Annotated in this window: 22 protein-coding genes; 10 read left to right on the forward strand and 12 right to left on the reverse strand. The window is 67.4% G+C overall.

Going from position 1 to position 23954, the window contains the following annotated elements:
* The first annotated feature begins 6 nt into the window (after positions 1-6).
* Together ACH5N8_RS00285 and ACH5N8_RS00290 are read left to right on the forward strand one after the other, a co-directional pair.
* Positions 7-714: a (5-formylfuran-3-yl)methyl phosphate synthase gene (locus tag ACH5N8_RS00285; RefSeq protein WP_483282046.1), complete on the forward strand. Its 708-nt coding sequence runs from the start codon at positions 7-9 to the stop codon at positions 712-714.
* The gene (locus ACH5N8_RS00290) at positions 699-1718 is read left to right on the forward strand and encodes a quinone-dependent dihydroorotate dehydrogenase (RefSeq protein WP_483282047.1); all 1020 of its coding nucleotides are present in this window, start codon (positions 699-701) and stop codon (positions 1716-1718) included. The genes ACH5N8_RS00285 and ACH5N8_RS00290 overlap by 16 nt, the downstream gene beginning before the upstream one ends.
* Before the next feature lie 380 nt (positions 1719-2098).
* Here ACH5N8_RS00290 and ACH5N8_RS00295 read toward each other — a convergent pair whose 3' ends face one another.
* Positions 2099-2596: a flavin reductase family protein gene (locus tag ACH5N8_RS00295; protein ID WP_483282048.1), complete on the reverse strand. Its 498-nt coding sequence runs from the start codon at positions 2594-2596 to the stop codon at positions 2099-2101.
* A 72-nt stretch (positions 2597-2668) separates the two neighbouring features.
* On the opposite strand from ACH5N8_RS00295, the gene moaC reads away from it, so the two are divergent.
* Positions 2669-3160, forward strand: coding sequence for a cyclic pyranopterin monophosphate synthase MoaC (gene moaC / locus ACH5N8_RS00300; protein WP_483282049.1), 492 nt, complete (start codon positions 2669-2671; stop codon positions 3158-3160).
* A 49-nt stretch (positions 3161-3209) separates the two neighbouring features.
* Here moaC and ACH5N8_RS00305 read toward each other — a convergent pair whose 3' ends face one another.
* From ACH5N8_RS00305 to ACH5N8_RS00315, 3 genes are read right to left on the reverse strand one after another with little or no spacing between them, the layout of a single operon-like run.
* Positions 3210-3713: a dihydrofolate reductase gene (locus tag ACH5N8_RS00305; protein WP_483282050.1), complete on the reverse strand. Its 504-nt coding sequence runs from the start codon at positions 3711-3713 to the stop codon at positions 3210-3212.
* Positions 3714-3718: 5 nt separating this feature from the next.
* Positions 3719-4882 carry an alkene reductase gene (locus ACH5N8_RS00310; protein WP_483282051.1) on the reverse strand — a complete coding sequence of 388 codons (1164 nt, stop codon included), beginning with the start codon at positions 4880-4882 and terminating at the stop codon, positions 3719-3721.
* A 33-nt stretch (positions 4883-4915) separates the two neighbouring features.
* Positions 4916-5455: a DUF2058 domain-containing protein gene (locus ACH5N8_RS00315; RefSeq protein WP_483282052.1), complete on the reverse strand. Its 540-nt coding sequence runs from the start codon at positions 5453-5455 to the stop codon at positions 4916-4918.
* A 281-nt stretch (positions 5456-5736) separates the two neighbouring features.
* On the opposite strand from ACH5N8_RS00315, the gene lgt reads away from it, so the two are divergent.
* The 4 genes from lgt (at position 5737) to pbpC (ending at position 15483) form a co-directional block, all read left to right on the forward strand.
* Positions 5737-6531 (forward strand): prolipoprotein diacylglyceryl transferase, encoded by a 795-nt coding sequence (gene lgt / locus ACH5N8_RS00320; protein ID WP_460027180.1) that lies wholly within the window; start codon positions 5737-5739, stop codon positions 6529-6531.
* 1 nt (position 6532) lies between these two features.
* A complete protein-coding gene (locus ACH5N8_RS00325) occupies positions 6533-7429 on the forward strand; it encodes a thymidylate synthase (protein WP_483282053.1) in 897 nt (298 codons plus the stop codon).
* Positions 7430-7543: 114 nt separating this feature from the next.
* Positions 7544-13345, forward strand: a complete 5802-nt coding sequence (locus ACH5N8_RS00330; protein WP_483282054.1) for an alpha-2-macroglobulin family protein — start codon at positions 7544-7546, stop codon at positions 13343-13345.
* Complete coding sequence (pbpC, locus tag ACH5N8_RS00335; protein ID WP_483282055.1) at positions 13342-15483, forward strand: penicillin-binding protein 1C; 2142 nt, start codon at positions 13342-13344, stop codon at positions 15481-15483. The genes ACH5N8_RS00330 and pbpC overlap by 4 nt, the downstream gene beginning before the upstream one ends.
* A 27-nt stretch (positions 15484-15510) precedes the next feature.
* Here the strand turns inward: pbpC and ACH5N8_RS00340 are convergent, their stop codons facing one another.
* The 4 genes from ACH5N8_RS00340 to ACH5N8_RS00355 form a co-directional block, all read right to left on the reverse strand.
* On the reverse strand, positions 15511-15738 hold the full coding sequence (locus tag ACH5N8_RS00340) for a hypothetical protein (protein WP_460027184.1): 228 nt from the start codon (positions 15736-15738) through the stop codon (positions 15511-15513).
* A 60-nt stretch (positions 15739-15798) separates the two neighbouring features.
* Positions 15799-16332 carry a hypothetical protein gene (locus tag ACH5N8_RS00345; RefSeq protein ID WP_483282056.1) on the reverse strand — a complete coding sequence of 178 codons (534 nt, stop codon included), beginning with the start codon at positions 16330-16332 and terminating at the stop codon, positions 15799-15801.
* A 100-nt stretch (positions 16333-16432) separates the two neighbouring features.
* Positions 16433-16801, reverse strand: coding sequence for a hypothetical protein (locus ACH5N8_RS00350; RefSeq protein WP_483282057.1), 369 nt, complete (start codon positions 16799-16801; stop codon positions 16433-16435).
* Between the two features lie 59 nt (positions 16802-16860).
* Positions 16861-17334, reverse strand: coding sequence for a hypothetical protein (locus ACH5N8_RS00355; RefSeq protein ID WP_483282058.1), 474 nt, complete (start codon positions 17332-17334; stop codon positions 16861-16863).
* A 217-nt stretch (positions 17335-17551) separates the two neighbouring features.
* Here ACH5N8_RS00355 and ACH5N8_RS00360 point away from each other — a divergent pair, with 217 nt between their 5' ends.
* Positions 17552-18010, forward strand: coding sequence for a BLUF domain-containing protein (locus ACH5N8_RS00360; RefSeq protein ID WP_460027188.1), 459 nt, complete (start codon positions 17552-17554; stop codon positions 18008-18010).
* A 71-nt stretch (positions 18011-18081) separates the two neighbouring features.
* A complete protein-coding gene (locus ACH5N8_RS00365; protein WP_483282059.1) occupies positions 18082-18270 on the forward strand; it encodes a hypothetical protein in 189 nt (62 codons plus the stop codon).
* A 96-nt stretch (positions 18271-18366) separates the two neighbouring features.
* On the opposite strand, the gene ACH5N8_RS00370 is transcribed toward ACH5N8_RS00365, so the two are convergent.
* The 4 genes from ACH5N8_RS00370 to cysT all read right to left on the reverse strand — a co-directional run bounded on the left by ACH5N8_RS00370 (position 18367) and on the right by cysT (position 21904).
* Positions 18367-18873, reverse strand: coding sequence for a hypothetical protein (locus ACH5N8_RS00370; protein WP_483282060.1), 507 nt, complete (start codon positions 18871-18873; stop codon positions 18367-18369).
* 187 nt (positions 18874-19060) lie between these two features.
* Positions 19061-20134, reverse strand: coding sequence for a sulfate/molybdate ABC transporter ATP-binding protein (locus ACH5N8_RS00375; RefSeq protein WP_483282061.1), 1074 nt, complete (start codon positions 20132-20134; stop codon positions 19061-19063).
* Between the two features lie 7 nt (positions 20135-20141).
* Complete coding sequence (cysW, locus tag ACH5N8_RS00380; RefSeq protein WP_483282062.1) at positions 20142-21029, reverse strand: sulfate ABC transporter permease subunit CysW; 888 nt, start codon at positions 21027-21029, stop codon at positions 20142-20144.
* Positions 21030-21073: 44 nt separating this feature from the next.
* Positions 21074-21904, reverse strand: a complete 831-nt coding sequence (gene cysT / locus ACH5N8_RS00385) for a sulfate ABC transporter permease subunit CysT (protein ID WP_483282063.1) — start codon at positions 21902-21904, stop codon at positions 21074-21076.
* A gap of 275 nt (positions 21905-22179) precedes the next feature.
* Between cysT and ACH5N8_RS00390 the strand changes: the two genes are divergently transcribed.
* On the forward strand, positions 22180-23907 hold the full coding sequence (locus ACH5N8_RS00390) for a porin (RefSeq protein WP_483282064.1): 1728 nt from the start codon (positions 22180-22182) through the stop codon (positions 23905-23907).
* Positions 23908-23954: the final 47 nt, after the last annotated feature.

Raw genomic sequence — 23954 nt, forward strand, 5'->3', positions numbered from 1 at the left:
ACAGGCATGCTGGCCAGCGTCGCCAACCTGGCCGAGGCGCGGTTGGCGGCAGCCGGCGGTGCCGACATCGTCGATCTCAAGAATCCCGTGGCCGGCGCCCTCGGTGCCCTGCCGATCGCCGATGTGGCGACCATCGTCCGGGTCTTGGGCGGCATGCGGCCGATCAGCGCCACCGTCGGCGATCTGCCCATGGCGCCGGGGGTGGTCGCCCCGGCAATCGCCGCCATGGCCGCGACCGGGGTCGATTACGTCAAGCTGGGTTTCTTTCCCGGTGGCGACTGGCCGGGTGTCATCGACAGCCTGCGGCCGCTGGCCCTGTCCGGCATCCGGCTGATCGGGGTTTTTTTTGCCGACCAGCCGCTGGAACGGCACTGGCTTGACCGTCTGGCGGATGCCGGCTTCACCGGCGCCATGCTGGACACGGCGGACAAGCAGCGCGGTTCGCTGACCCGACTGCGCGACCTGGATTTCCTGCGGGATTTCGTCGACGCCAGCCGGTCCCTAGGGCTTCTCTGTGGTCTGGCCGGTTCCCTGCGGGCGGAGGATATCGAGACCCTGCTTCCCCTGGGGGCTGATTATCTCGGCTTCCGCGGTGCCCTCTGCGGCGGCCGGCGTACCGATGCGCTGGACGCGGCGGCTTTCTCCGCGTTGCGGGACCGCCTGCGGCCCGCCTTTCGAGTACCGTTCGAGGATTTGCCATGCTCTATCGACTGATCCGCCCGGCCCTGTTCCGGCTGGACCCGGAAACCGCCCACGATGTGACTCTCAGGACCCTGGGCGCACTGGATCGGCTGGGGGCGGTGAATCCCCTGCGGTTTGCCGCCGCCGGCTCGCCCCGCACGGTGATGGGTCTGCGTTTTCCCAACCCCGTCGGTCTGGCGGCCGGACTGGACAAGAATGGCGACTGCATCGACGGTCTGGCGGCGCTGGGTTTCGGTTTCATCGAGATCGGCACGGTCACGCCCCGGCCCCAGCCGGGCAATCCCAGGCCACGGCTGTTCCGGTTGCCGGCGGCGGAGGCCATCATCAACCGCATGGGCTTCAACAACGCTGGCGTGGATCGTCTGTTGGCGCGGGTGTCGGCGGCCCGTTACCGGGGCATCCTCGGCATCAACATCGGCAAGAACAAGGACACGCCGGTGGAGAACGCCCTCGACGACTACCGGATCGGTCTGCGCAAGGTTTACCCGGCGGCCAGCTATGTGACCGTCAACATTTCCTCGCCCAATACGCCAGGGTTGCGCAGTCTTCAGTCGGGTGCTCACCTGGATCAGCTGTTGCAGGGCCTGATGGCGGAACGCGGGCGTCTGGCGGGCGAGCACGGGAGAATCGTGCCCTTGGCCGTCAAGATCGCGCCGGATCTGGATGACGCGGAAATCGACGCCATCGCCGAAACCTTGCTGCGGCACGGGGTGGATGCCGTCATCGCCACCAACACCACCTCGTCGCGGCTCGGCGTCGAATCCCTGCCGCATGGCGGGGAGAGTGGCGGGCTCAGCGGCCGACCGGTCTTCGCGGCGTCGACGGCCGTGGTCGGCAAGCTGGCCTACCGCCTGGATGGCAGGGTGCCGATCATCGCCTGTGGCGGCATCCTGGGTCTGGAGGACGCACGCCGGAAGCTGGATGCTGGCGCGACGCTGGTGCAGGTTTACTCCGGCCTCATCTACCGCGGTCCGGCCTTGGTCCGCGAACTGGTGCGGGGCTTGTCCCAGATCTGAAAATCAGGATTTTCTTATCTTCCTCATAAGAAGATTTTTGTTTCTTAAAGCGTAACAAACAAGGTAATACATTTGTCATTGTTTTCGTTTAGAGTACAACCCGTACTTCAAGCAACCAAGAGGACAAGCAAATGGAAATCTTCGTACTGGCCAGCATACTCATCGCCGCGGTGGCGACGGTCGATCTTCCGGATCAACGCGTTGCCAACAAGGTCCGTAACGATGACTGATAACCCACCCGCTCATTTACGGACACAGAGCGTCCTTTTCTGAATGGCCCCGCTTGCGGGGCCTTTTTTTGCCCGCCTCACGGGCCATCCTGAGCGGCCTTCGAACCCTCGCATCAGCCTCGGCGACGGTTTTTTCCTGCCGGCGTCCTGCTATTCGAAATCGTCCGGGAAGATGGCGGCGGCGCCATCCAGATTGCCGGTATCACGATAGATCAGCGGCTCCATCGATGGATCGCGCAGCTCGCCCCACAGTACCCGACCCAGCGTCAGCACATGGTCTCCGGCCGGTAGCTCGGCCGTCACCGAACATTCGAACAGCGCCAGGGCATCATTCAGCAGCGGGGCGCCGCTTCTGCCCGAATGCCAAGCGTGGCCGGCCAGCTTGTCCATTCGGCCCGGCGTGCCGAAGTGCGCGGCAAGTGCCAGTTGGGACTTGCCCAGCACGTTCACGGTGAAATGCCCGCCCGCCTTGAGCAGCGCGTAGGAGGCATGATCGGGGTTGATGCTCAGCGCCAGCAGCAACGGCTGGAACGAGACCGGCATCACCCAGGCGGCGGTAAAGGCATTCGGTCTGACTGCGTCGGCAACGCCGATCACGTACACGCCGGTGGTGATGCGCTGGAAGAGCTGGGCCATGGCCTGACTCATGTGGAACTCCGGACGGGGTCTGCGGGGCCCCTATAATAAGGCCGGTCACATATCGCTACAGGGCTTTTCCGCATGAAGCAGTTCACCCATTTCGATGAATCCGGCGCGGCACACATGGTGGATGTCGGGGCCAAGGCCGTCACTCAGCGCGAGGCCGTGGCCGAGGGGGTCATCCGGATGGAACCGGATACCTTGGCCATGATCATGGCCGGGACGCACAGGAAGGGCGACGTGCTCGGTATCGCCCGCATCGCCGGCATCATGGCCAGCAAGAAAACCGCCGACCTGATCCCGCTCTGTCATCCGCTCGCGCTGACGCATGTCGGCCTGCGCTTGGAGCCCGAGCCTGGCCACCATCAGGTGCGCGTCACCGCCACGGTCAGGACCAGCGGCCAGACCGGCGTCGAGATGGAGGCGCTCACCGCCGTGCAGGTGGCCCTGCTGACCATTTACGACATGTGCAAGGCCATGGATCGCAGCATGACCATGCAGGACATCCGTCTGCTGGAAAAATCGGGCGGGAAATCGGGCGAGTGGCGCAGATTCGACTGGTCCCCCGTTTAGGCCGTCCACGGGGGCCGTTTGTTACCGGCGGTGCGGGCTGACGGCCCCGCTAGGTTCCGCCGATTCGCGGTTTCCGCTGGTAATCCACGAAGCTGTAGCACAGGCCGCTCTGCTCGTCCCGATCCACATCCTCGCGGGCGATCTCGCACCATGCCGACCAGTCAATCTCGGGAAAGAAGGTATCGCCGTCGAAGGACTGGTGGATGAGCGTCAGGTAAAGCCGTTCGGCCCGGGGCAGGCAGGCGTGGTAGAGCGCCGCGCCGCCGATCACCATCAGCTCCGGGGCATCGGCGGCCGCCGCCAGCGCCTGTTCCAGACGGTGAAAGACCTCGCAGCCCTCGGCCCGATAGCCGGTGTCGGCACTCAGCACCAGGTTTCGCCGCCCTGGCAATGGCCGGCCGATCGACTCATGTGTGCGGCGCCCCATCAGGATCGGCTTGCCCAAGGTGATACGGCGGAACCGCTGGAGATCGGCGGAAAGGTGCCAGGGCATGCAATTATCGATACCGATGACGCGGTTCTCGCCCATGGCGACGATCAGAGCGATCTTCATGCCGCTCAGGCGCCTTCCAGCACGCTGAAATCGGGCAGGCCCTCCTCGCCATTCAGCTGCTTGAGCGTCGGGTAGTCGACGTAGCCGTGCACGCCGCCGCCATAGAAGGTCGCCTCGTCCGGCGCGTTCAGTTCCGCCTGGGCGCGGAAACGCTCCGGCAGATCGGGGTTGGCGAGGAACGGACGGCCGAAGGCGACGAGGTCGGCCTGGCCTGCTTGCAGGGTGGCTTCGGCCCGCGCACGCGTGTAGCCGCCACAGACCACCAAGGTGCCCCTGTAGCGCGTGCGGATCAGGCTCATCAGGGCGACGCCACGCGGATCGGCGCTGTCGCCGGCCTCATGGCCGCCATGGCTGGGATCGACCACGTGCAGGTACGCCAGGTCACGCCGGTTGAGCTGTTCGGCGACATGGCCGAACAGGCTTTCCGGATCCTCGTCGCCCATGTCGTTGAAGGTACCCAGCGGCGACAGGCGCACGCCGACCCGGCCGGAGCCGCAGGCCTGGATCACGGCGTCGACCACTTCCAGCAGCAGGCGGGCCCGGTTCGCGGCCGGGCCGCCATAGGCATCGTCACGCCGGTTGGTGCTGGAATTCAGGAACTGGTCGAGCAGGTAGCCGTTGGCGGCATGTATCTCGACGCCATCCAGTCCGGCCAAAAGCGCGTTCCTGGCCGCCTGCGCATACTGCCGGACGATCTCGGGCAGCTCTCCCGTTTCCAGGGCGCGGGGCGTGACGAAAGGCACGAATTCCGGCTCGCCCAGGACATTGGTGATGAAGGCCCTGCCGCTGGGCGCGATGGCTGATGGCGCCACCGGCAGCGCGCCCTTGGGTTGCAGGGCCGGGTGGGAGATGCGGCCGACATGCCAGAGCTGCATGAAGATCAGGCCGTCGGCGTCGTGCACGGCCTCGGCGACCAGGCGCCAGCCCTCGATCTGCTCCGGCGTGTGGATGCCCGGTGTCCAGGCATAGCCCTGGCCCTGTGGGGAAATCTGCGTGGCTTCGGTAACGATCAGGCCCGCCCCGGCCCGCTGGGCATAGTAGAAGGCATTGAGGCGCGTGGGGATGTTGCCGGGCTGTTTGCTGCGGGAGCGGGTCAGCGGCGCCATCACCATGCGGTTCTTGAGCGTGTAGGGACCGATCTCGTAACGGGAGAACAGGGATAGGGGCATGCAATCCTCGGGTGATGCGAAAGGTGGGGATGCTTACCAGACCAGGTCGTCCGGAATCTGGTAGGCCGCGTAGGGGTCATCGGCGGCGGGCTGATGATCCCGGGCGGTTGGCTCGTTGAGCAGGACGAGTGCTGCCGGATCGCGCTGACGGATTTTCTCCGCTGTTTCACGTGGAACCATTTCATAGCCTGCATCGAGCCTGACGATGGCCAGCAGGCCATTGGCCAGCTGATCGCGGGTGCGGCTGTCCAGCAGCAGCCTCTTGACCTTGCCGCTGTCGTTGAAATGGAACGGCAGCTCACCCTCGATGCGGGCCAGTCGGTGGGCTTCGATCAGCTGTCTGGCCTGGGCTGCCAGGGCCCGGCGTTCGCTCTCTTCGCGCCGCTGCTGGTTGAGCTGGCGGTCCCGCTCCTGTTTCTCCGTCTGGCGTTGCTGCAGGCTCTGCTGTTGTTCGCTGGCGACGGGCTTGCCGTGCGGCGCGCGCTGTTCCTTGTGTTTCTCGCGCTGGGCTTTCTTGACCTGTTTTTCGTTGACCAGTCCCGACTTGAGGAGCTGATCGCGTAATCCTGCCATGTGGGGTTCTCCTTGTGGTCGGCGCCGCTGCGGTTGCCGGGGCGCCGTGGATGAGGGCATTGTGCGTAAGGCGGCAAGACTAGGCAACCTTTGGAAGGGGATCGTGGCGCCAGGGCAGGCGGCCAGCCATGCTATAGTTTCCGGCCGCCGGAATGGGCGGGCCGGTCACATTATCTTCTTCTCCGGAACCGACAATAGCGCCCGCGCCGGGTTGTGTGCCGCGTGGCCCGATCCGCTGTCCGCCACCTCGATACCCGCGATTCTTCCCCAGGATTTCAGCTATGTTGCCCTATCCGAATATAGACCCTGTGGCCGTCAGCATCGGGCCGTTGAAGGTTCATTGGTATGGCCTGATGTACATCATCGGCATTGGTGCCGCCTGGCTCATGGCCCGCCAGCGCGCCCGTCAGCCCGGCTTCCCCTGGAGTGCCAAGCAGATCGAGGACCTGATCTTCTACTGCGCGATCGGGCTGATGCTGGGTGGGCGGCTCGGCTACATCCTGTTCTACAATTTTTCGGCCTTTCTCCATGACCCCATGATGATCGCCCGGGTCTGGGAGGGCGGCATGTCCTTTCACGGCGGGATGCTGGGTGCCTTCGCCGGCATGTGGGTCTTTGCGCGGCAGGTGGGTTGCCGTTTCGCCGATGTGACCGACTTCATCGGCCCCTATGTGCCGCTGGGTCTGTTCACCGGCCGCATCGGCAATTTCATTAACGGCGAACTCTGGGGCAAACCCGCCGATGTGCCCTGGGCTATGGTGTTTCCCACCGGCGGACCGGAGCCGCGCCATCCTTCACAGCTCTATGAAGCCTTCCTCGAGGGGGTGCTGCTGTTCGTCATCCTGCAATGGTACCGCCGTCGCCAGCCACCGCGGACCGCCGTCAGTGGCATGTTTCTGCTCCTGTACGGCGTCTTCCGTTTCCTGGTCGAATTCGTGCGCCTGCCGGATGCCCACATCGGCTATCTCGCCTTCGGCTGGCTGACCATGGGCATGGTGCTGAGCCTGCCGATGATCCTCGTCGGCCTACTGGTCCTGGCGCACGCCTACTGGCGCCGGGAACCGATCGCTACCTGAGATGGCGCATCCCGAGCGGCAATATCTCGACCTGCTGGAGACCCTGCTGACGCAGGGCGACCTCCGCCAGGATCGTACCGGCGTCGGCACGCGGGCCCTGTTCGGCCAGACCCTGCGCTTCGATCTGGCGGAGGGATTCCCGGTATTCACCACCAAGCGCATCTTCTGGAAGACGGCGTTCAAGGAAATGTTGTGGATGCTGGGCGGGGGGCGCAACATTCGCGAACTGCTGGCGCAGAACGTGCGCATCTGGACCGACTGGCCGCTGAAGCGCTACCGTGAGGCCACGGGCGAGGCTATCCGTCAGGAGGCATTCGAGCGGCGCATCCTCGATGACGCCGGATTCGCCCAGGTCTGGGGCGATCTCGGCCCCGTTTACGGTTGGCAGTGGCGGCGCTGGCGCGCCGCCGATGGTCGCGAGATCGACCAGATTGCCGAGCTGGTGGATGGCCTGAAGCGCGACCCGACCTCCCGCCGGCTGCTGTTCGAGGGCTGGAATGTCGGCGAACTGGCCGCCATGGCTCTGCCACCCTGCCACAAGACCTACCAGTTCTTCGTCTCCAGCGCGACTGGCCGGCTTTCCGCCGCGCTGATGCAGCGTTCGGCCGACGCCTACCTGGGCCTCGGCTGGAACATCGCCAACCTTGCGCTGCTGACACATCTTCTGGCCGAGCAGTGCGGCTACCTGCCGGGCGACATCGTCTGGTTCGGCTGTGACGTGCATCTGTATCTCAACCACCAGGAGCAGGCCCGCACGCAGATCGCCCGGGCGCCGCGGCCCTGGCCCCGGCTCGTCATCCGCCGCCGGCCGCCCAGCCTGTTCGACTACACCATCGACGATTTCGAGCTCGTCGGCTACGACCCGCACCCGCACATCGCCGCCGACGTGGCGGTCTGAGCCTGCCGGCATGGCCGGATGCCGGCAGCGTGGCTCCTGACCGCGGGCCTTTCAGCGGCCGGAACGCTCCTCCATACTACGCGCTCCCTTCATTTCAACCGCGAGGGATGCGCCATGCGCCGTCTGCTTCTCCTCTGGCCGCTGTTGCTGGCCGTATCGCTGGCTCACGCCGGATCCCCGGCGGATACCGGTGTCCGGATCGAATCCTTCACGCCGCAGGGCACGGTCAAGGGCATCCGCCAGGTCGTCGCCCGCTTCTCCGCACCGATGGTGGCGCTGGGCGACCCGCACTTGCCGGCGCCCTTCGCGCGCGATTGCGCCGAAGGCGGGGCCGGTCGCTGGGCCGATCCACGCACCTGGGTGCTGGATTTCGACCGCGACCTGCCCGGCGGCATTGCCTGCCGGCTGACGCTGGGCTCCGGACTCAAGGCGCTGGACGGCCGGCCGCTGCTCGGCGAGCGGGAATTCCGTTTCGATACCGGCGGTCCGGCGGTGAAGGGCAGTCTGCCGGAGGAGGGCAGCGAGCGGGTCGACGAGGAACAGGCCTTCCTGCTGGCCGTCGACGCGCCGGTCGATGCGGCCTCGATCGCGGCGCATGCCTGGTGCGAAGTCACGGGCCTGGGCGAGCGTATCGGCGTCGACCTGCTGGACGCGGCGGCCCGCGAGGCTGTGCTGCGGCAGCGACGCGAACTGGGGTATGACTATTACAGCCTGCTGTCGCCGGATGATCCCGAGGCGGCCATGCAGTGGGACGAAACGGCATTGCGGCGGGCCGAAGCCGGCCTTCTGGCCCTGCGCTGTCGCCGGACCCTACCGCCCGACACCGACATCCGGCTGGTGTGGGGGCGGGACATCCGCTCGGCCACGGGGCTTGCGACGCGCGAGGACCGGGTGCTGGCGTTCAAGACCCGGCCGGCCTTCAGCGCCCGGCTGCGCTGTCAGCGCGTCAATCCGCAAGCGGCCTGCCTGCCCATGCTGCCACTGGAGCTGCGTTTTACCGCCGAGGTACCGGCCGCACCGCTGAAGGTGGTGCGCCTGCTCGATGCATCGGGCAAGGCCTATCCTGCCGATCCCATCGATCCGGCCGTCCAGCCGCGGGTGCGCGAGCTGACCTTCCGGGGTCCGTTCCCGGAGCGGGCACGACTGACGCTCCAGCTGCCGGCCGACCTGCGCGATGATGCCGGTCGCGCGCTCGAGAACGCCGCCAGCTTTCCCCTGGTCGTGTCCCTGGATGAATACCCGCCGCTGGCCAAGTTTTCCGGCGCTTTCGGCATCCTGGAAGCCCATGAGGGTGGCGTGCTACCGGTGACGTTGCGCAACCTGGAGCCGCAAGTCGCCGGTCAGCAGCAGGCCGTGGCGGGCGTACCCGGCCAGCTCCAGCGACTCGGCGAGACCGATGCCGATATCGTCCGCTGGCTGGAGCGGGTCAAGCAGGCCGGTGAATCCCGCGGCGAATGGGCGCCGTCGGGGCCGGGCGATGCGGAGACCTGGCGCGAGCAGACGGGTTCCGTCTCCGTGTTTGCCGGGAACGACCGGCCCACGGCATTCGCCCTGCCCAAGCCGCTGGGCGAGAAGGCCTTCGAGGTGGTCGGCATTCCGCTGGGCCGGCCGGGCTTCTATGTCGTCGAACTGGCCAGTCCCAGGCTTGGCGCCTCATTGCTGGGTGACTCGCGCACCCGCTATGTCGCCACCGCCGCGCTGGTGACCAACCTTGGCGTCCACTTCAAGTGGGGGCGCGAGGGCTCACTGGTCTGGGTGACCAGCCTGGATCGGGCCGAACCGGTGGCCGATGCCGAACTGCGGGTCAGTGACTATTGCTCGGGCAGGACGCTGTGGCAGGGGCGTACCGGGCAGGATGGCACGGCGCGGGTCGAAGCCGGCGTGCTCGGCAGACCGCACGCCGGCCAATCCTGCGGGGAGGGCAGCCCCAGCCCGCTGTTCGTCAGTGCGCGGCTGGGCGACGATCTCGGCTTTACCGCTTCGTCGTGGAACCGGGGCATCCAGCCCTGCGACTTCAACCTGACCGTGGGCGATTACCTCGGGCCGGAGATCGTCCACACCATCCTCGACCGGCCGCTGTTCCGCGCCGGCGAAACCGTATCCATGAAGCATGTGCTGCGGCGTCACACGCTGTCGGGGTTCGACCTGCCCGCCGGTTTCCGGCCGGTGTTCGTCGAAATCACCCACGCCGGCAGCGATCAGCAGGTTCGCCTGCCGGTTGCCATGGACGCGCAGGGAGTTGCCGAATCCAGCTGGGCGATTCCGCGCGATGCCCGCCTCGGCCTGTACCAGGTCGCGTTGACCAGCGCCGATCAGGGCCAGCGCTTCGAGTCCGGCGCGTTCCACGTGGAACAATTCCGCCTGCCGACCATGAAAGCGGTGATCCAGCCGCCGGCCGGGGAGCAGGTCAATCCCGGCGAGATTCCACTGGACCTGTATCTCGCCTATCTCAGCGGCGGTGGCGCCGCGCAGGCGCCGGTCAAGCTGCATACCCTGGCCGAGCCGCGGGGCATCGAATTCAAGGGCTACGAGGATTACACCTTCGGCGGCGAGACCATACGCGAGGGCATCAGCCGTGCAACGGACGATGCCGAAGTCCCGGAAGCCGGTCCGACGCGCCGGCCGGCGGAAGTGCTGCCGCTGGTGCTGGACGCCCAGGGCGCCGCGCGCACCCGCATCAAGGCGCCGTTTCTCAACGGCCGGGCCCAGGATCTGCTGGTCGAGATGGACTACCAGGATGCCAATGGCGAGGTCGAGGCGGTGACCCGGCGCATCCCGCTGTGGCCGGCAACCGTCAATCTGGGGGTCCGCACCGATGGCTGGATCGCCAGCCCCGACGGCGTGCGGCTGCGCACACTGGCGTTGGACCTGAAGGGGCAGCCGGTTGCCGGCCAGCCGGTCGAGGTGACGCTGTTCGCGCGCAAGACCTATTCGTGGCGCAAGCGGCTGATCGGCGGGTTCTATGCCTATGACAATCGCGTCGAGGTAACGCGCCTGGAAAGCCGCTGCGAGGGCCGGACCGACACCCAGGGTTTGCTGCTGTGCGAACTCAGGCCCGGTGTCGCCGGGGAAGTGCTGCTGCAGGCGCGGACCCGCGACCGGCAGGGCAACGAGGTAAGCAGCGCTACCAGTCTCTGGATTGCCGGCGAGGACGATACCTGGTTCGAGGGCGGTTCCACGGACCGCATCGACCTGATCCCTGAGCGTCAGGAATACCAGCCCGGCGAGACGGCCCGCTTCCAGGTGCGGATGCCGTTTCGCCAGGCGACCGCCCTGGTGACGGTCGAGCGCGAGGGGGTGGCCGAACATTTCGTCACCGCGCTCAACGGCAAGTCGCCAACGGTCGAGGTGCCCATGCTCGGTCAGCATGCACCGAATGCCTATGTGTCGGTACTGGCCGTGCGTGGCCGGGTGACCGCGCAGGATGCCTGGTGGTCCCGGCTGGCCGAGCACTTGCATCTGCCCGGCGTGCCGGAGACCGCGCCGCCGCCGAGCGCCCTGGTCGATCTCGGCAAGCCGGCTTACCGGCTGGGGAACGCCGAGGTCCGGGTGGGCTGGCAGGCGCACCGCCTGGACGTCCGCGTGGAGCCGGCGGCCCAGGTCTACCGGCCGCGCGAAACGGCCCGCGTGCGGGTCCATGTTGGATCTGCTGACGGCGCGCCCCTGCCGGCCGACACCGAGCTGGCCCTGGCGGCGGTGGACGAGGCCCTGCTCGAGCTCAAGCCCAATCCCTCCTGGCGCCTGCTGGACGGCATGATGGCGACGCGGCCCATCGAGGTCTATACCGCCACGGCGCAGATGCAGGTGGTCGGCAAGCGCCACTATGGCCGCAAGGCGGTCCCGCATGGTGGCGGTGGCGGCCGACAGGCAGCGCGCGAGCTGTTCGACACCCTGCTGCTGTGGCGCGGGCGTCTGCCGCTGAACGGGCGCGACGCCATCGATGTCGACATCCCGCTGAACGACTCGCTGAGCGCCTTCCGCGTGGTGGCGGTGGCGCAGGGTGGACTGGGCCGCTTCGGTACCGGCAGTGGCACGTTCCGCACCAGCCAGCCGCTGATGCTGGACTCGGGCTTGCCGCCGGTGGTGCGCGAGGGCGATCGCCTGAGCGCCATCTTCACCGTGAGGAATGCCGGCGAACAGCCGATGAGCACGCAGATCCAGGCCCGGGTGAGCGCCACGCCGGCCGGCGCGGCGGTGCTGCCCGTGCCCGCGCCGCTGGCCATCGACATCCCGCCGGGTGGTGCCCGCGAGGCGGTCTTCGCGCTGAGCGTGCCGGCCGGTGTCTCGCGACTGGACTGGTCCGTCAGTGCCACCGATCGCGGCGGGCAGGGCAGCGACCTGCTCAAGGTCGGGCAGGCGGTACTGCCGGCCATGCCGATGCGCACGCTGCAGGCGACCCTGGAACAGCTCGCTGGCGAGCGCCGCCTGCCGGTGCAGCAGCCCGCGGGCGCCATGCCCGGGCGTGGTGGTATCCGCGTCGCGCTGAGCCCTCGTTTGGGCGACGCCCTGGCAGGGGTAACGGACTACATGCGCCACTATCCCTATTCGTGCCTGGAGCAGAAGGTCTCGGTGGCCGTCGCCCTGCGCGACCGGGCGCGCTGGGGCGAGGTGCTGAACCAGTTGTCCGTTTCCCTCGATCCCGACGGCCTGCTGCGGTACTTTCCCAGCGACCGCTTGATGGGCAGCGACAGCCTCACCAGTTACGTGCTGGCGATCGCCGACGAGGCCGGCTGGCCGCTGCCGGAGCGGCCGCGCGAGCGCATGCTGGAGGGGCTGAAGAAGTTCGTCGGCGGCCGGCTGGTCCGCGCTTCCGCCATCGGCGTGCCCGACCTCACGCTGCGCAAGCTGTCGGCCATCGAGGCCCTGGCCCGCCACGGAGAGGCCTCGCCGGAACTGCTCGACTCCCTGACGCTGGACCCGAACGACTGGCCGACCTCCGCCCTGCTCGACTGGCTGGGCATTCTGCAGCGGGTCGAGGCGATTCCCGGGCGCGCGACCCGCCAGGCCGAGGCCGAGCAGATCCTGCGCACCCGCCTGACCTATCACGGCACCACCCTGGGTTTCTCCACCGAAGATCGCGACCGGCTGGGCTGGCTGATGCGCTCGCCCGACCAGAACGCCGTGCGCCTGCTGCTCATGGCACTCGACCAGCCTGGCTGGCAGCCGGAACTGCCGAGGCTGGTGCGCGGCGCGCTGGGCCGCCAGCGGGACGGGCGCTGGAACATGACCACGGCCAATGCCTGGGGCGTGCTGGCCATGGAAAGGTTCGGCGCGAAATTCGAACTGGCACCGGTGACCGGGCAGACCGAGGCCCGTCTGGGCGATGAACTGCGGCGCTGGGACTGGAGCGGCGCTGCGGGTGGCGGCAGTCTGGCCTGGCCGTTGCCGGAGCAGCCGACCGTCCTGCGGCTGCATCAGCAGGGAACTGGCAAACCCTGGGCGGTGGTGCAGGTGCAGGCGGCCCTGCCGCTGACAGAGCCGCTGCGTTCGGGCTTCGGCGTCAGGCGCAGCCTGCGCGCGCTGGAACAGAAAAGGCCCGGCGTCTGGACGCGCGGCGATACCCTGCGGGTGACGCTGGAACTAGAGGCGCAATCCGACAGCACCTGGGTGGTGGTCGACGATCCGGTACCGGCCGGGGCCACGATACTCGGCCGGGGTCTGGGCGGTGAATCGACGCAGCTGACCCGGGACGAGCGCAGCGAGGGCCAGGTCTGGCCGGTCTGGGAGGAGCGCCGTCAGGATGCCTATCGCGCCTACTATCCGTTCGTGCCGAAGGGGCGCTGGACGGTGGAGTACACCGTGCGGCTGAACAATCCCGGCACCTTTGTCCTGCCACCCACGCATGTCGAAGCGCTGTACGCGCCGGAGATGTTCGCCGATGCGCCCAACGCGCCGCTGGCAGTGCTGCCACCGTGAGGCGCCGGTGGCGCGCCATCGCCGGCCTGATCCTGGGGCTGCTGGTGCTGCCCGGCGCGACGCTCTGGCTGGCCAGCCAGAGCGTCGCGCCGCCGTCCTTCGCCGAGGTGCGGGCCGCCTGGGTTCCCTCGGAGGCCTGGCTGCTGGATCGGCACGGCGAGTCGCTGCAGAGCCGGCGCCGGGACAGCAGCGTGCGGCGACTCGCCTGGACGCCCCTGGCCGAGCTGTCGCCGGCCCTGATCCGGGCCATCCTGCTGGCCGAGGACCGGCGCTTCCCGCGCCATGGCGGACTGGACCTCCGGGCGCTGCTGGGTGCGCTGGGCGGCTATTTCCGCGAAGGCCGCCGGCGTGGCGCCAGCACCCTGACCATGCAGCTGGCCGGTCTCCTGGAGCCCTCGCTCGGCCGTCCGGGCGCCGGTCGCGATCTTGGCCAGAAGCTGCGGCAGGCGGCTTACGCCCTGGCGCTGGAGCGGCACTGGCGCAAGGCGGACATTCTCGAGGCCTATCTCAACCGGGTCGGTTTTCGCGGCGAACTGCAGGGCATCGCCGCCAGCGCCCGGGCGCTGTTCGGCAAGCATCCCTCGGGATTGGACGAGAGCGAATCGATCCTGCTCGCGGCGCTGTTGCCGGCACCCAACGCCGATCCTGTCCGGCTCGGCAGGCGGGCCTGCGCCATTGCCCGCGAGGGCGGGTTCCTCAGCGGATGCGCCCGTTTGCAGGCGCTGGCGGCCGCGACGCTGGCGCATCCGCCGGCCGCCGGGCTGCGCGAAGTCGAGCTGGCGCCGGCGCTGGCCCGTCGCCTGCTGGCAAAACCCGGCGACCACGTCGTGACGACGCTGGATACCGCCATCCAGCGGCGGGTCCTGTCGGTGCTCGAACGCCAGCTCGCCGGGCTGACGGGCCGCAACGTGCGGGATGCCGCGGCGCTGGTGATGGACAATGCCAGCGGCGAGGTGCTGGCCTATGTCGGCTCGGCCGGGGCGGCGTCGACGGCGGCGGCGGTGGATGGTGCCGCCGCACGGCGGCAGGCCGGCTCGACGCTCAAGCCTTTCCTCTACGGGTTGGCGCTGGAGCGGCGCTACCTGACGCCGGCCTCGATCCTGGACGATTCGCCGGTCAACCTGGAAACCGCCAGCGGACTCTATATCCCGCAGAATTACGATCATGCCTTCAAGGGCCCGGTCAGCGTCCGCACCGCGCTGTCGGCCTCGCTGAACGTGCCGGCGGTGCGGACGCTGGTGCTGGTCGGCGTCGAGGCCTTCCGTGACCGGCTGGTCGCGCTGGGTTATGCCGGCCTGACCGAAAGTGGCGAGCACTATGGCTTCTCGCTGGCGCTGGGATCGGCGGACGTCAGCCTGCTGGAGCAGGTCAATGCCTACCGCACCCTGGCCAATCGCGGTATCTGGAGTCCGCCGCGCTTCCGCATGGGCGCGGCGGACGCGGGAGGCCGGCGCCGGGTGATGCAGGAAGCGGCAACCTTCCTGGTGGCCGACATCCTCGCCGACAATGCCAGCCGCGCCGTCACCTTCGGTCTCGACAGTCCGCTGGCGACGCGCTTCTGGAGCGCCGTCAAGACCGGCACCAGCAAGGACATGCGCGACAACTGGTGCATCGGTTTCGGCGCCCGCTATACGGTCGGTGTCTGGGTCGGCAATTTCGAGGGCGATGCCATGCGGGATGTTTCCGGCATCAGCGGTGCGGCGCCGGCCTGGGCGGCGATCATGGCCGGGCTGGAGGGCGAGGGGCCGGTGCGGTCAGCACCGGATGGCGTGGTGCGGGAGGCGGTGCGCTTCGAGCCCGCCGTGGAACCGGCCCGCCAGGAATGGTTCCTGGCCGGTACCCAGGCGGCGGTGATCCGCCACGGCGGCTTCGCGCGTGGCCGGGTCATCGAGTCACCCCCGGACGGCGTCATCGTTGCGCTGGACCCGGACATTCCGGCGGCGAATCAGCGTCTGCCGTTCAGGGCCAGTGGTGGCGAGGGAGCCGAGTTTGTTCTCGACGGCCGGGCGGTCGGCACCGCCGGCGGCGAGATCGCCTGGTTGCCGGCACCCGGCCTGCATCGCTTGCAGCTCAGGCGCCGGAGCGATGGGCGGGTGCTGGATACCGTCGATTTCTCGGTGCGTCCGCCGGCGCACTGATGCCGGCGTGTGGACCGGTCCACCGGCTCAGCTGGCCGGGGGGGTATCCGCCGGCAGCGTATGGAAGAGGGCGAACGGCTTCAGTTCGCCGGAATCGACCATGGCGTCCAGCTCCAGCACGACCTGCCGGTGGTCGCGATCGAGCACGTCGTAGACCTCGCGCAATTTCTCGCGGCGGCGTTTGATCTCGATGGCCATGACGGCCAGGACAACGGCCGACAGGGTGGTGGTCAGTAGGGTGGATATGCCGTCCATGTGGAGCGCTCCGGTCTCGGATGTGAGGGGGAAATGATGAGGGCGGGTCCGTTGGCCGGCTCACGCCCCGAGGGCTTCCTGGGCGCCGGCGCGGATGACTTCCAGCGTACCGGCGAAGCCGTCGCGATGCAGCTTTTCGCGAATGTCGCGCTCGATGTCGGCGCTGTGCCGGTGCGTGACGAGGAAGTGCAGGAATTCCTGCAGGGTGCTCAGCACCTGTTCCGGCTTGCGCAGCAGGCCCAGGTTCAGGTGGAAGCCGTGAAATTCCTCGCCGCCTGGCTGGCAGGATTGATGAAGGTCGCGGACCAGGATGATCGGGTCCTTGCCGACCAGCACGGGATTGTTGCGGATGATGCGCTGGGATTGCTGGCGCGTCAGCACGTAGAACGGGTCGCCCTGCTGGAACGACAGGATCATGCTGAAGTTGTCCCGCAACACCTGGGCCGCCGCCGACTTCCAGCCGGCATCGATGATGAAGATGCGGAAGCGCGCCGGCACAGCCGGCGGCCGGACGGCACTGGCTACTGATGGCGGTGCTGGCCGGGACGGGCGGCGCCGCGCGCGGGGCGGTTGCGTGTCGTCGGAGGCGGTCATGACGGTTTCTCCTGCCGGCTGGCGGCATTGCGGTTTCCGGGCGTGCCGCCAGTATGCCGGGTTTCCGCGAGGCCTTGCAGGGGCGCAGCGAAGATGCGGCTCACGGTGGCTGGCGCTCTTCCGGCATCCTGTCGGGTGTGGCTTGGCGGAAGCCCAGATAGCGCCCCGTCTGGCGCTCGAAGATCAGCGTGACCGGCCGTTCGTCGATCTTGAAGGTGTCGACGAAACCACCGATGCCGGGCACGAAACCCTTGCCGTCGATGCCGGACAGCGCCGAGCCGTAGCGATCGATGCGGTAACCGGCGTATTTGCGGTCCTCGGTCTGCCAGACGGCATAGGGCTTGCCGAATTGCCGCACCACGTCCTCGTAGGTGACCGGCCGGCGATCCAGGCTCTGCAGCTGCTCAAGGGTTGGCGCGACCGTACCGCCGGTCGCGGCGCAGCCGGCAAGCCCGACGCAGGCGATCATGGCCAGGGAGGCGCGCGCGATGCCGCTTGCCGTCCGGCCGCAGGCTAGGCCAGTCCGGCCTACTTGCACCCCACCACCTCGACATTGGTGGCGCCCAGCACGGTCACGCTCTTGTTGGACGGATCGCCGCCCAGCACCGTCATGCCGTTCGACGACGAGGCCAGATGCGCCTTGCAATGGGTCCGGATGGTCAGTCCGCCGAGCACGTTGACGTTCGAGATGAAGCAGTACCAGCCGTTCGGATTCAACAGCTGCATGGTCGAGCCGCCAAGGACGTTGACCCCGGTGTCCACCAGCACCAGCTCGGGTTTCCGGGTTGGCGTCAGGTCGTCGATGCTCTGGCCGATGCCGAACACCTTGACGGAGGACGACAGCGTCCGGTAGCGGGGGTGTTTGCCAAAGGGATGCTCACCCCAGGCGTTCAGGCAGCTGCCGATGTAGCCATCGTATTCACTGGCAGGGAACGCTGGCGCGGCCAGGCTGATCCCGGCAAGCAGCAGGGCGGTCTTGATCGATGTCAGGCTGGGTTTCATGGCGTTGCTCTTTTGTGTGACGGTCTGGAAAACGGGTGCTCCTGGCCGGCGACGGTCGGCCGATGTCCCGCATTCTAATGGCCTTCCGTGTCCGGCGGGTGAATCGCGCATCGACCGCATTGTGCCCGGGCCGGGCTGCGGGAACGCGCAATCAGGCCTAAGATGGGGGCTTGGCCGGCATCAATCCGCGCCACCCCTTGCCCACCAGGAGAGCCCCATGCTTACCATCGCCTATGTCAGTGCCGCCGTGGAGCCGTTCTCCCAGGACGACTTGCTGGCCTTGCTGGCGCAGAGCCGCCGGGACAACGCCGCGCATGGCGTCACCGGTTGCCTTCTGTACAAGCAGGGCGAATTCATGCAGTTCCTGGAAGGCGAGGAAGCCGAGGTGCGGCAGCTGTTCGAGAACATCAAGCGGGATCGGCGTCACCATTGCATCTTCCAGTTCCTGGACCGCCAGACGCAAACGGCAGCCTTCGGGGATTGGTCGATGGGCTTCTTCGACCTGTCCGGGGCATCCGACAAGGTTCCGGGTTACAACGACTTCATGAATCGCATGTACACCCTGAACGAGCCGGCCGCGGCCGACAATGCCTACATCCGGGTATTGCAGAGGTTTCGCGATGGCGTGCCCCTGGACCCGGCCCAGTTCCCGGATCGGACGGACGAGTTGAATTGAGGCCCCGGCGCTTCCATATCCGAGGGTCCGGCCGTCCGGCCGGAATCCGTAACGAGACCATGGAGGAAACGATGTCTGCCCCAGGACGCCCCGAGTGGGTTTACCGTGTACAGCGCCAGGGTCTGACCCCTGCCGTGCTGGAGAAATATCTGACCGCCGGCTGGCCGATCCAGGCGATCGCCGAGGATCGGCACCTGGATGTCGAGGATGTGATCGCGGCGATGAAGCGCTGGGACATGGAAGTCAGCGACGCCGCCTGAGCCTGTCCACGGCCCAGGTGTCCCTGCCTTGCCGCCCCGCCGGGTTCCGCCTGAGGCCGTGCTGGCTACAGGCACCCACCGGCGGGGCGTCGGGTGTCAATGCCAGCCGCCGTACTGCTTGGTGGGATCGCCTTTGAAGCCGGCCGAGCCGCCGCTGCCGCCGGTACTCTTGCGCTGCGAGATGGCCGCGCCGGCCGCCTTGGCGAGGTTGGCCTCGCTCAGGCCGCCGAGCTTGAGGGCGGTATTGACCACCAGGGTCGTGACCGAGCTGATGTCCTGCTCGCTGACGAGATCGCTGGTGACGGCGGCCTTCAGGGGTTCCGCGGCGCCATCGATGCGGGCGCTCAGCACCACCGGAAACGCGGTGCCCGGGGGCAGCGCGAGACGGTAATGCGCATCGCCGCTGAGTTCGGTACTGGCGACGACCTTGCCGTTCCGGTCGGCGGCTTCGATGCGGGCCTTGGTCACCGGGGTTTCGTCATCCAGCACCAGGCCGGTGATGCGGGTTTCCGCGGCGCTGGAGGTGGTCGTCGTGGAGGATGGTTCGCCGCAGCCGGTCAGGCCGAGCGTGGCGAGCAACAGGGTTGGGAGCAGTCTTTTCATGGTGCGGGACCGGGTGATTGGGGGAAGAGCCGCCATCCGCGGACGCGACCGGTTGCCCGGGAGGGCAGTAGTCCTCGCGAGGCTCCCGCGATGCCGGATGACGGGCCGCAGGATTATCGCCCACCCGGGTGCGATGTCCATCGCCCGCCGCCGCCGGACGTCCGTTCCTGGCGGGGATTCCCCGCGTTCAGTGCCGGGTGGTTTCCCGCTCCCCGAATACCCGCAACCGGCAAGGTTTCAGGAACACGGCTTCGCCCCGCCTGAGTTCCAGGTGCCGCAGCCGATCCCGGGCCAGTTCCACCTCGACGATGCCCTGGCCGTCGCGGCGCTCCAGCTCGACCCGGACGGTCGCGCCCAGCGGCCGGATATCCTGCACTGTGGCCGCGATGCCATCCGCATCCGGTGCCTCGCGCAGGATGTCGATTTCGTGCGGCCGCGCATAGAAGGCGGCCCGCTCCAGTTGTGGCGGGCCGCCGTCCAGCCGGATGCGCGCCTCGCCCAGGCTGGCGTGGCCGTCATGGACGCGGCCGTGGAACAGGTTCACATCGCCCAGGAACTCGTAGACGAACGGTGTCGCGGGATGGTCGTAGACCGCCTCCGGGGTGCCGATTTGCTCGATCCGGCCGGCATTCAGTACCACCACCCGGTCGGCCACCTCCAGCGCTTCCTCCTGATCGTGGGTCACGAACACGCTGGTGACATGCAACTCGTCGTGCAGCCGCCGCAGCCAGCGCCGCAGGTCCTTGCGCACCTTGGCATCGAGCGCGCCGAACGGCTCGTCCAGCAGCAGCACCTTGGGTTCCACCGCCAGCGCCCGGGCCAGGGCGATGCGCTGGCGCTGGCCGCCGGACAGCTGCGGCGGGTAGCGGTCCGCCAGCCAGTCCAGCTGTACCAGCTGCAGGAGCCGGTGCACCCGCTCGCGGATCTCGGCCTCGGCCGGGCGGCTGGCCCTGGGGCGCACGCGCAGGCCGAAGGCGATGTTCTCGAACACCGTCATGTGCCGGAACAGCGCATAGTGCTGGAACACGAAGCCCACCTGCCGCTCGCGCACATGGCGGTCGGTGGCGTCCTCGCCGTGGAACAGCACCTGTCCGGCATCCGGCGTTTCCAGCCCGGCGATGATGCGCAGCAGCGTGGTCTTGCCGCAGCCGGAGGGACCCAGCAGGGCCACCAGCTCGCCACCCTCGATCTCCAGGTGGATGTCGCGCAGCGCCCGGAACGGGCCGAAGGATTTCTGGATGTTGTGCAGCGTGATGCTCATGACGGATTCAGGCGTGTGGGTCAAGGTCAGAGGCATCCTGCCGCAGATGCCAGGCCAGAAAATGCTTGGCGGCCAGGGTCACCAGCGCCAGGCAGGCCAGCAGCGAGGCCACGGCGAAGGCAGCCGCGGCGTTGTATTCGTTGTAGAGGATCTCGACGTGCAGCGGCAGCGTGTTGGTCAGCCCGCGGATGTGGCCCGAGACCACCGACACCGCGCCGAATTCGCCCATGGCCCGGGCGTTGCACAGCACCACCCCATAGAGAAGCCCCCAGCGGATGTTCGGCAGGGTGACATGGCGGAAGGTCTGCCAGCCGGAAGCGCCCAGCACCAGCGCCGCCTCCTCTTCTTCCGTCCCCTGCGCCTGCATCAGCGGGATCAGCTCCCGTGCGACGAAGGGGAAGGTAACGAAGATCGTCGCCAGCACGATGCCGGGCACGGCGAAGATCAGTTTGATGTCGTGGGTCTGCAGCCAGGGGCCGAACCAGCCCTGGGCGCCGAACAGCAGGACATAGACGAGGCCGGACACCACCGGTGATACCGAGAACGGCAGATCGATCAGGGTGATCAGCAGGCTTTTGCCGGGAAACTCGAACTTGGCGATGCACCAGGCCGCCGCCACCCCGAAGACCAGATTCAGCGGCACCGCGATCAGCGCGGTGATCAGCGTCAGCCGCGCTGCCAGAAGGGCATTCTCCTCGGTCAGTGCCGACCAGAAGACCGCCAGGCCCTTGCTGAATGCCTGGCTGAACACTACTGCCAGCGGCAGGAACAGGAACCCCAGCAGGAAGGCCAGCGCCAGCGCGATCAGTGTCCAGCGCACCCAGGCAGGTTCGCCGCGGGCCGGGTTGTCGGCCCGGGCGGGACGGTTGACGGCAGCAATGGCGATGGTCGACATGGAGGTTTCCTCGCGGCAAGGGGCGTCAGGAACGGCGCGTCGGCTCAGATCCGGCGCAGGTGGGCCCAGCGTTGCAGGGCATTGATGGTCAGTAACAGGCCGAAGGACACCACCAGCATCGACACTGCCAGTGCCGTGGCTCCGGCATAGTCGTACTGCTCCAGCTTGGTGATGATCAGCAGCGGCGTGATTTCCGACACCATCGGGATGTTGCCGGCGATGAAGATGACCGAGCCGTATTCGCCGACCGCGCGGGCAAAGGCGAGTGCGAAACCGGTCAGCAGCGCCGGCGCCAGCGTCGGCAGGATGACGCGAACGAAGGTCTGCCAGCGGTTGGCGCCGAGGCTGGCCGCGGCCTCCTCCAGCTCCGCCTGGAAATCCTCCAGCACCGGTTGCACCGTCCTGACCACGAACGGCAGGCCGATGAAGGTCAGCGCGACGACGATCCCGAGTGGGGTGTAGGCGATCTTGATGCCGTGCGGCGCCGCCAGCTGGCCGATCCAGCCTTTGCTGGCGTAGAGGGTCGCCAGCGCGATGCCGGCCACCGCGGTGGGCAGGGCGAACGGCAGGTCGACCAGGGCGTCGACCAGACGCTTGCCGGCGAATTCGTAGCGCACCAGCACCCAGGCCACCAGCAGACCGAAGACCGCGTTGATCGCGGCGCCCGCCAGCGCGGCCCCGAACGTCAGGCGATAGGAGGCCAGCACCCGCGGCTGGGTGATCGCCTCCCAGAAGCCGCCCCAGCCCAGCGTGGCGGCCTTGAAGAAGGTGGCCGACAGCGGGATCAGCACGATCAGGCTCAGGTACAGCAGCGTGAAGCCCAGGGTCAGGGTAAATCCCGGCAATACACCCCGTCTTCTTGCCCCGATGGTCATGGCGCGCGTCCTCGTGGTCGTCGAATGGGCCACCACTGTAGCCATCGGCGAGGCGCGGCGGAAAGACCGTGTGGTTATTTGCTTATGCCGGAACCGGGCCCGCGGGGCGGCCCGAATCCGGATGAGGCTTTTATTCCGGAAAGAAATATCTATCGATCCAAATATTCTTTTTCATTCGTCCTCTCGCTGGCTAGGCTTTTCCCACGAGCCGCCCGCCGGGTCCCGGAGACCGGGGCGGCATGGCATTTCACGGGGAATCAAGGGGCTGAGCCAACATGAAAAAACAGCGATGGGCACATTGGATCGCCGCAGGAGCCGGGTCTTTCACGCTCGGTCTCGCCCAGTCGGCACAGGCGCTGACCGACAGCGAACGCTTCGAACGGCTGGAAAAGCACATCGAGCGGCTGGAGCATCGTCTCGAACAGTCCGAGGCGGAGAATACCCGGCTGCGCAGACAAGCCCCGCCGGCCGGTGCGCATGAGCACAAGGCACGCTATCTCGCCGCGGAGCCTGCCGCCAGCGGCGAAACCGCGCTGGTCAAGGACCGGCAACTCCAGCAGCTCGACCAGAAGGTCAAGCTGCTGGAGCGGAAATACGAGGTCGACAAGGAAGAGGCCGACAAGAAATGGGGCAAGCTGCCCAAGGTGGTCGAGCTGGGCAGCCAGGGGCTCAAGGTGGTGTCCTCGGACGAGAACTTCATCATGTACCTCAGGGCCCTGATCCAGGCCGACGCCAGTTTCTACTTCGACGACAACCGCTGGCTGCCCAGCGACACCAACGGCTCCAACCTGCCGAACAACTTCTACATGCGGCGCATCCGTCCCATCATCGAGGGCACGGTCTGGAAGTACATCGACTACCGCATCATGCCGGACTTCGCGCCGGGACCGTCCGGCACCACCACGCCCAAGATTTTCGACGCCCTGGTGGACTTGCGCTACTTCCGCGAGGCCAGCCTGGCTGCCGGCATCATGAAGGCCCCGGTCAGCCTGGAGCGCTTGCAGAGCGCCACCAACCTGAGCTTCGTGGAGCGTGCGTTCCCGACCCAGCTGGCGCCCAACCGCGAGATGGGCTTCCTGCTGCACGGCGAGTTCGACCGGCCCGACTACCCCAGCGACTTCAACGCCACCGGCCGCAACATGACGGTGACCGGCAACTTCCCGATGTACATGTACCCCGATTTCTTCAGCTATCAGGTCGGTGTCTACAACGGCAGCAGCAACAACGGCAGCCTGTATTCGGACAACAACGACTCCAAGGACTTCCAGGGCCGCATTTTCTCGCACCCCTTCATCCACAGCGGCATCGAGCCGCTGGAAGGGCTGGGCATCGGCATGGCGGGTACCTATGGCGATCCCAACGACGTCGCCCTGTCCAGCTTCCAGAGCCCCGGCTTGCAGAACATCTTCACCTACAACGCAGCGACCAAGGCGGATGGCACGGCCTACCGGCTCTATCCGCAGGGTTACTGGATCTGGGGGCCGTTCAAGCTGGTGGGCGAGTACGCGCTGGCCAATCAGGACATCGCCAACCAGGTGATCAAGGATTTCCGCAGCGACAACAAGTATTCGATGAACCAGAACATCGAGGCCTGGAACGTGACACTCGATTACGCCCTGACCGGCGACCAGAACGTGTTCCTCAACCAGGGCATCAAGCCACGGCACAGCTTCAATCCCTTCGAGGGGGAGTGGGGTTCGTGGGTGCTGGCCGCGCGCTGGTCGCCGATCGACTTCGACAACGCGACATTCCAGAACGTCGGCACGGCGAAGAGTCCGATCTACCCGTTCGCCGATCCGCGCAGCTCGGTCTCGGCCGCGACGACCTGGGCGCTGGGCGCCAACTGGTGGCTCAACCCGAACGTCAAGCTGATGTTCGACTACTCGCAGACCAGCTTCGACGGCGGCGCGACCACCTACGACGCCAAGGGCAGGACCACCGGCGCGATCGTCGACCGGGAGACCGAAAAGGTTTTCCAGACCCGTGTCCAGCTGGGCTTCTGAGGCGTGCCCGCCAGCGGTTTTCCCTCGTCTCCGGCGGCAAAGGAGAG

The organism is Methyloparacoccus sp. NF-16, assembly GCF_056880625.1.

Excerpts from the sequence above, each read along its gene's own strand:
- ACH5N8_RS00345 (WP_483282056.1), bottom strand. The coding sequence starts at position 16,332 with ATGACCGCCTCCGACGACACGCAACCGCCCCGCGCGCGGCGCCGCCCG.
- ACH5N8_RS00390 (WP_483282064.1), top strand. The coding sequence starts at position 22,180 with ATGAAAAAACAGCGATGGGCACATTGGATCGCCGCAGGAGCCGGGTCT.
- ACH5N8_RS00355 (WP_483282058.1), bottom strand. The coding sequence starts at position 17,334 with ATGAAACCCAGCCTGACATCGATCAAGACCGCCCTGCTGCTTGCCGGG.
- ACH5N8_RS00310 (WP_483282051.1), bottom strand. The coding sequence starts at position 4,882 with ATGCCCCTATCCCTGTTCTCCCGTTACGAGATCGGTCCCTACACGCTC.
- ACH5N8_RS00325 (WP_483282053.1), top strand. The coding sequence starts at position 6,533 with ATGGCGCATCCCGAGCGGCAATATCTCGACCTGCTGGAGACCCTGCTG.
- ACH5N8_RS00285 (WP_483282046.1), top strand. The coding sequence starts at position 7 with ATGCTGGCCAGCGTCGCCAACCTGGCCGAGGCGCGGTTGGCGGCAGCC.
- ACH5N8_RS00340 (WP_460027184.1), bottom strand. The coding sequence starts at position 15,738 with ATGGACGGCATATCCACCCTACTGACCACCACCCTGTCGGCCGTTGTC.
- ACH5N8_RS00350 (WP_483282057.1), bottom strand. The coding sequence starts at position 16,801 with ATGATCGCCTGCGTCGGGCTTGCCGGCTGCGCCGCGACCGGCGGTACG.
- ACH5N8_RS00370 (WP_483282060.1), bottom strand. The coding sequence starts at position 18,873 with ATGAAAAGACTGCTCCCAACCCTGTTGCTCGCCACGCTCGGCCTGACC.
- ACH5N8_RS00375 (WP_483282061.1), bottom strand. The coding sequence starts at position 20,134 with ATGAGCATCACGCTGCACAACATCCAGAAATCCTTCGGCCCGTTCCGG.
- ACH5N8_RS00365 (WP_483282059.1), top strand. The coding sequence starts at position 18,082 with ATGTCTGCCCCAGGACGCCCCGAGTGGGTTTACCGTGTACAGCGCCAG.
- moaC (WP_483282049.1), top strand. The coding sequence starts at position 2,669 with ATGAAGCAGTTCACCCATTTCGATGAATCCGGCGCGGCACACATGGTG.
- ACH5N8_RS00330 (WP_483282054.1), top strand. The coding sequence starts at position 7,544 with ATGCGCCGTCTGCTTCTCCTCTGGCCGCTGTTGCTGGCCGTATCGCTG.
- ACH5N8_RS00360 (WP_460027188.1), top strand. The coding sequence starts at position 17,552 with ATGCTTACCATCGCCTATGTCAGTGCCGCCGTGGAGCCGTTCTCCCAG.
- cysT (WP_483282063.1), bottom strand. The coding sequence starts at position 21,904 with ATGACCATCGGGGCAAGAAGACGGGGTGTATTGCCGGGATTTACCCTG.
- ACH5N8_RS00305 (WP_483282050.1), bottom strand. The coding sequence starts at position 3,713 with ATGAAGATCGCTCTGATCGTCGCCATGGGCGAGAACCGCGTCATCGGT.
- ACH5N8_RS00315 (WP_483282052.1), bottom strand. The coding sequence starts at position 5,455 with ATGGCAGGATTACGCGATCAGCTCCTCAAGTCGGGACTGGTCAACGAA.
- ACH5N8_RS00295 (WP_483282048.1), bottom strand. The coding sequence starts at position 2,596 with ATGAGTCAGGCCATGGCCCAGCTCTTCCAGCGCATCACCACCGGCGTG.
- cysW (WP_483282062.1), bottom strand. The coding sequence starts at position 21,029 with ATGTCGACCATCGCCATTGCTGCCGTCAACCGTCCCGCCCGGGCCGAC.
- ACH5N8_RS00290 (WP_483282047.1), top strand. The coding sequence starts at position 699 with ATGCTCTATCGACTGATCCGCCCGGCCCTGTTCCGGCTGGACCCGGAA.
- lgt (WP_460027180.1), top strand. The coding sequence starts at position 5,737 with ATGTTGCCCTATCCGAATATAGACCCTGTGGCCGTCAGCATCGGGCCG.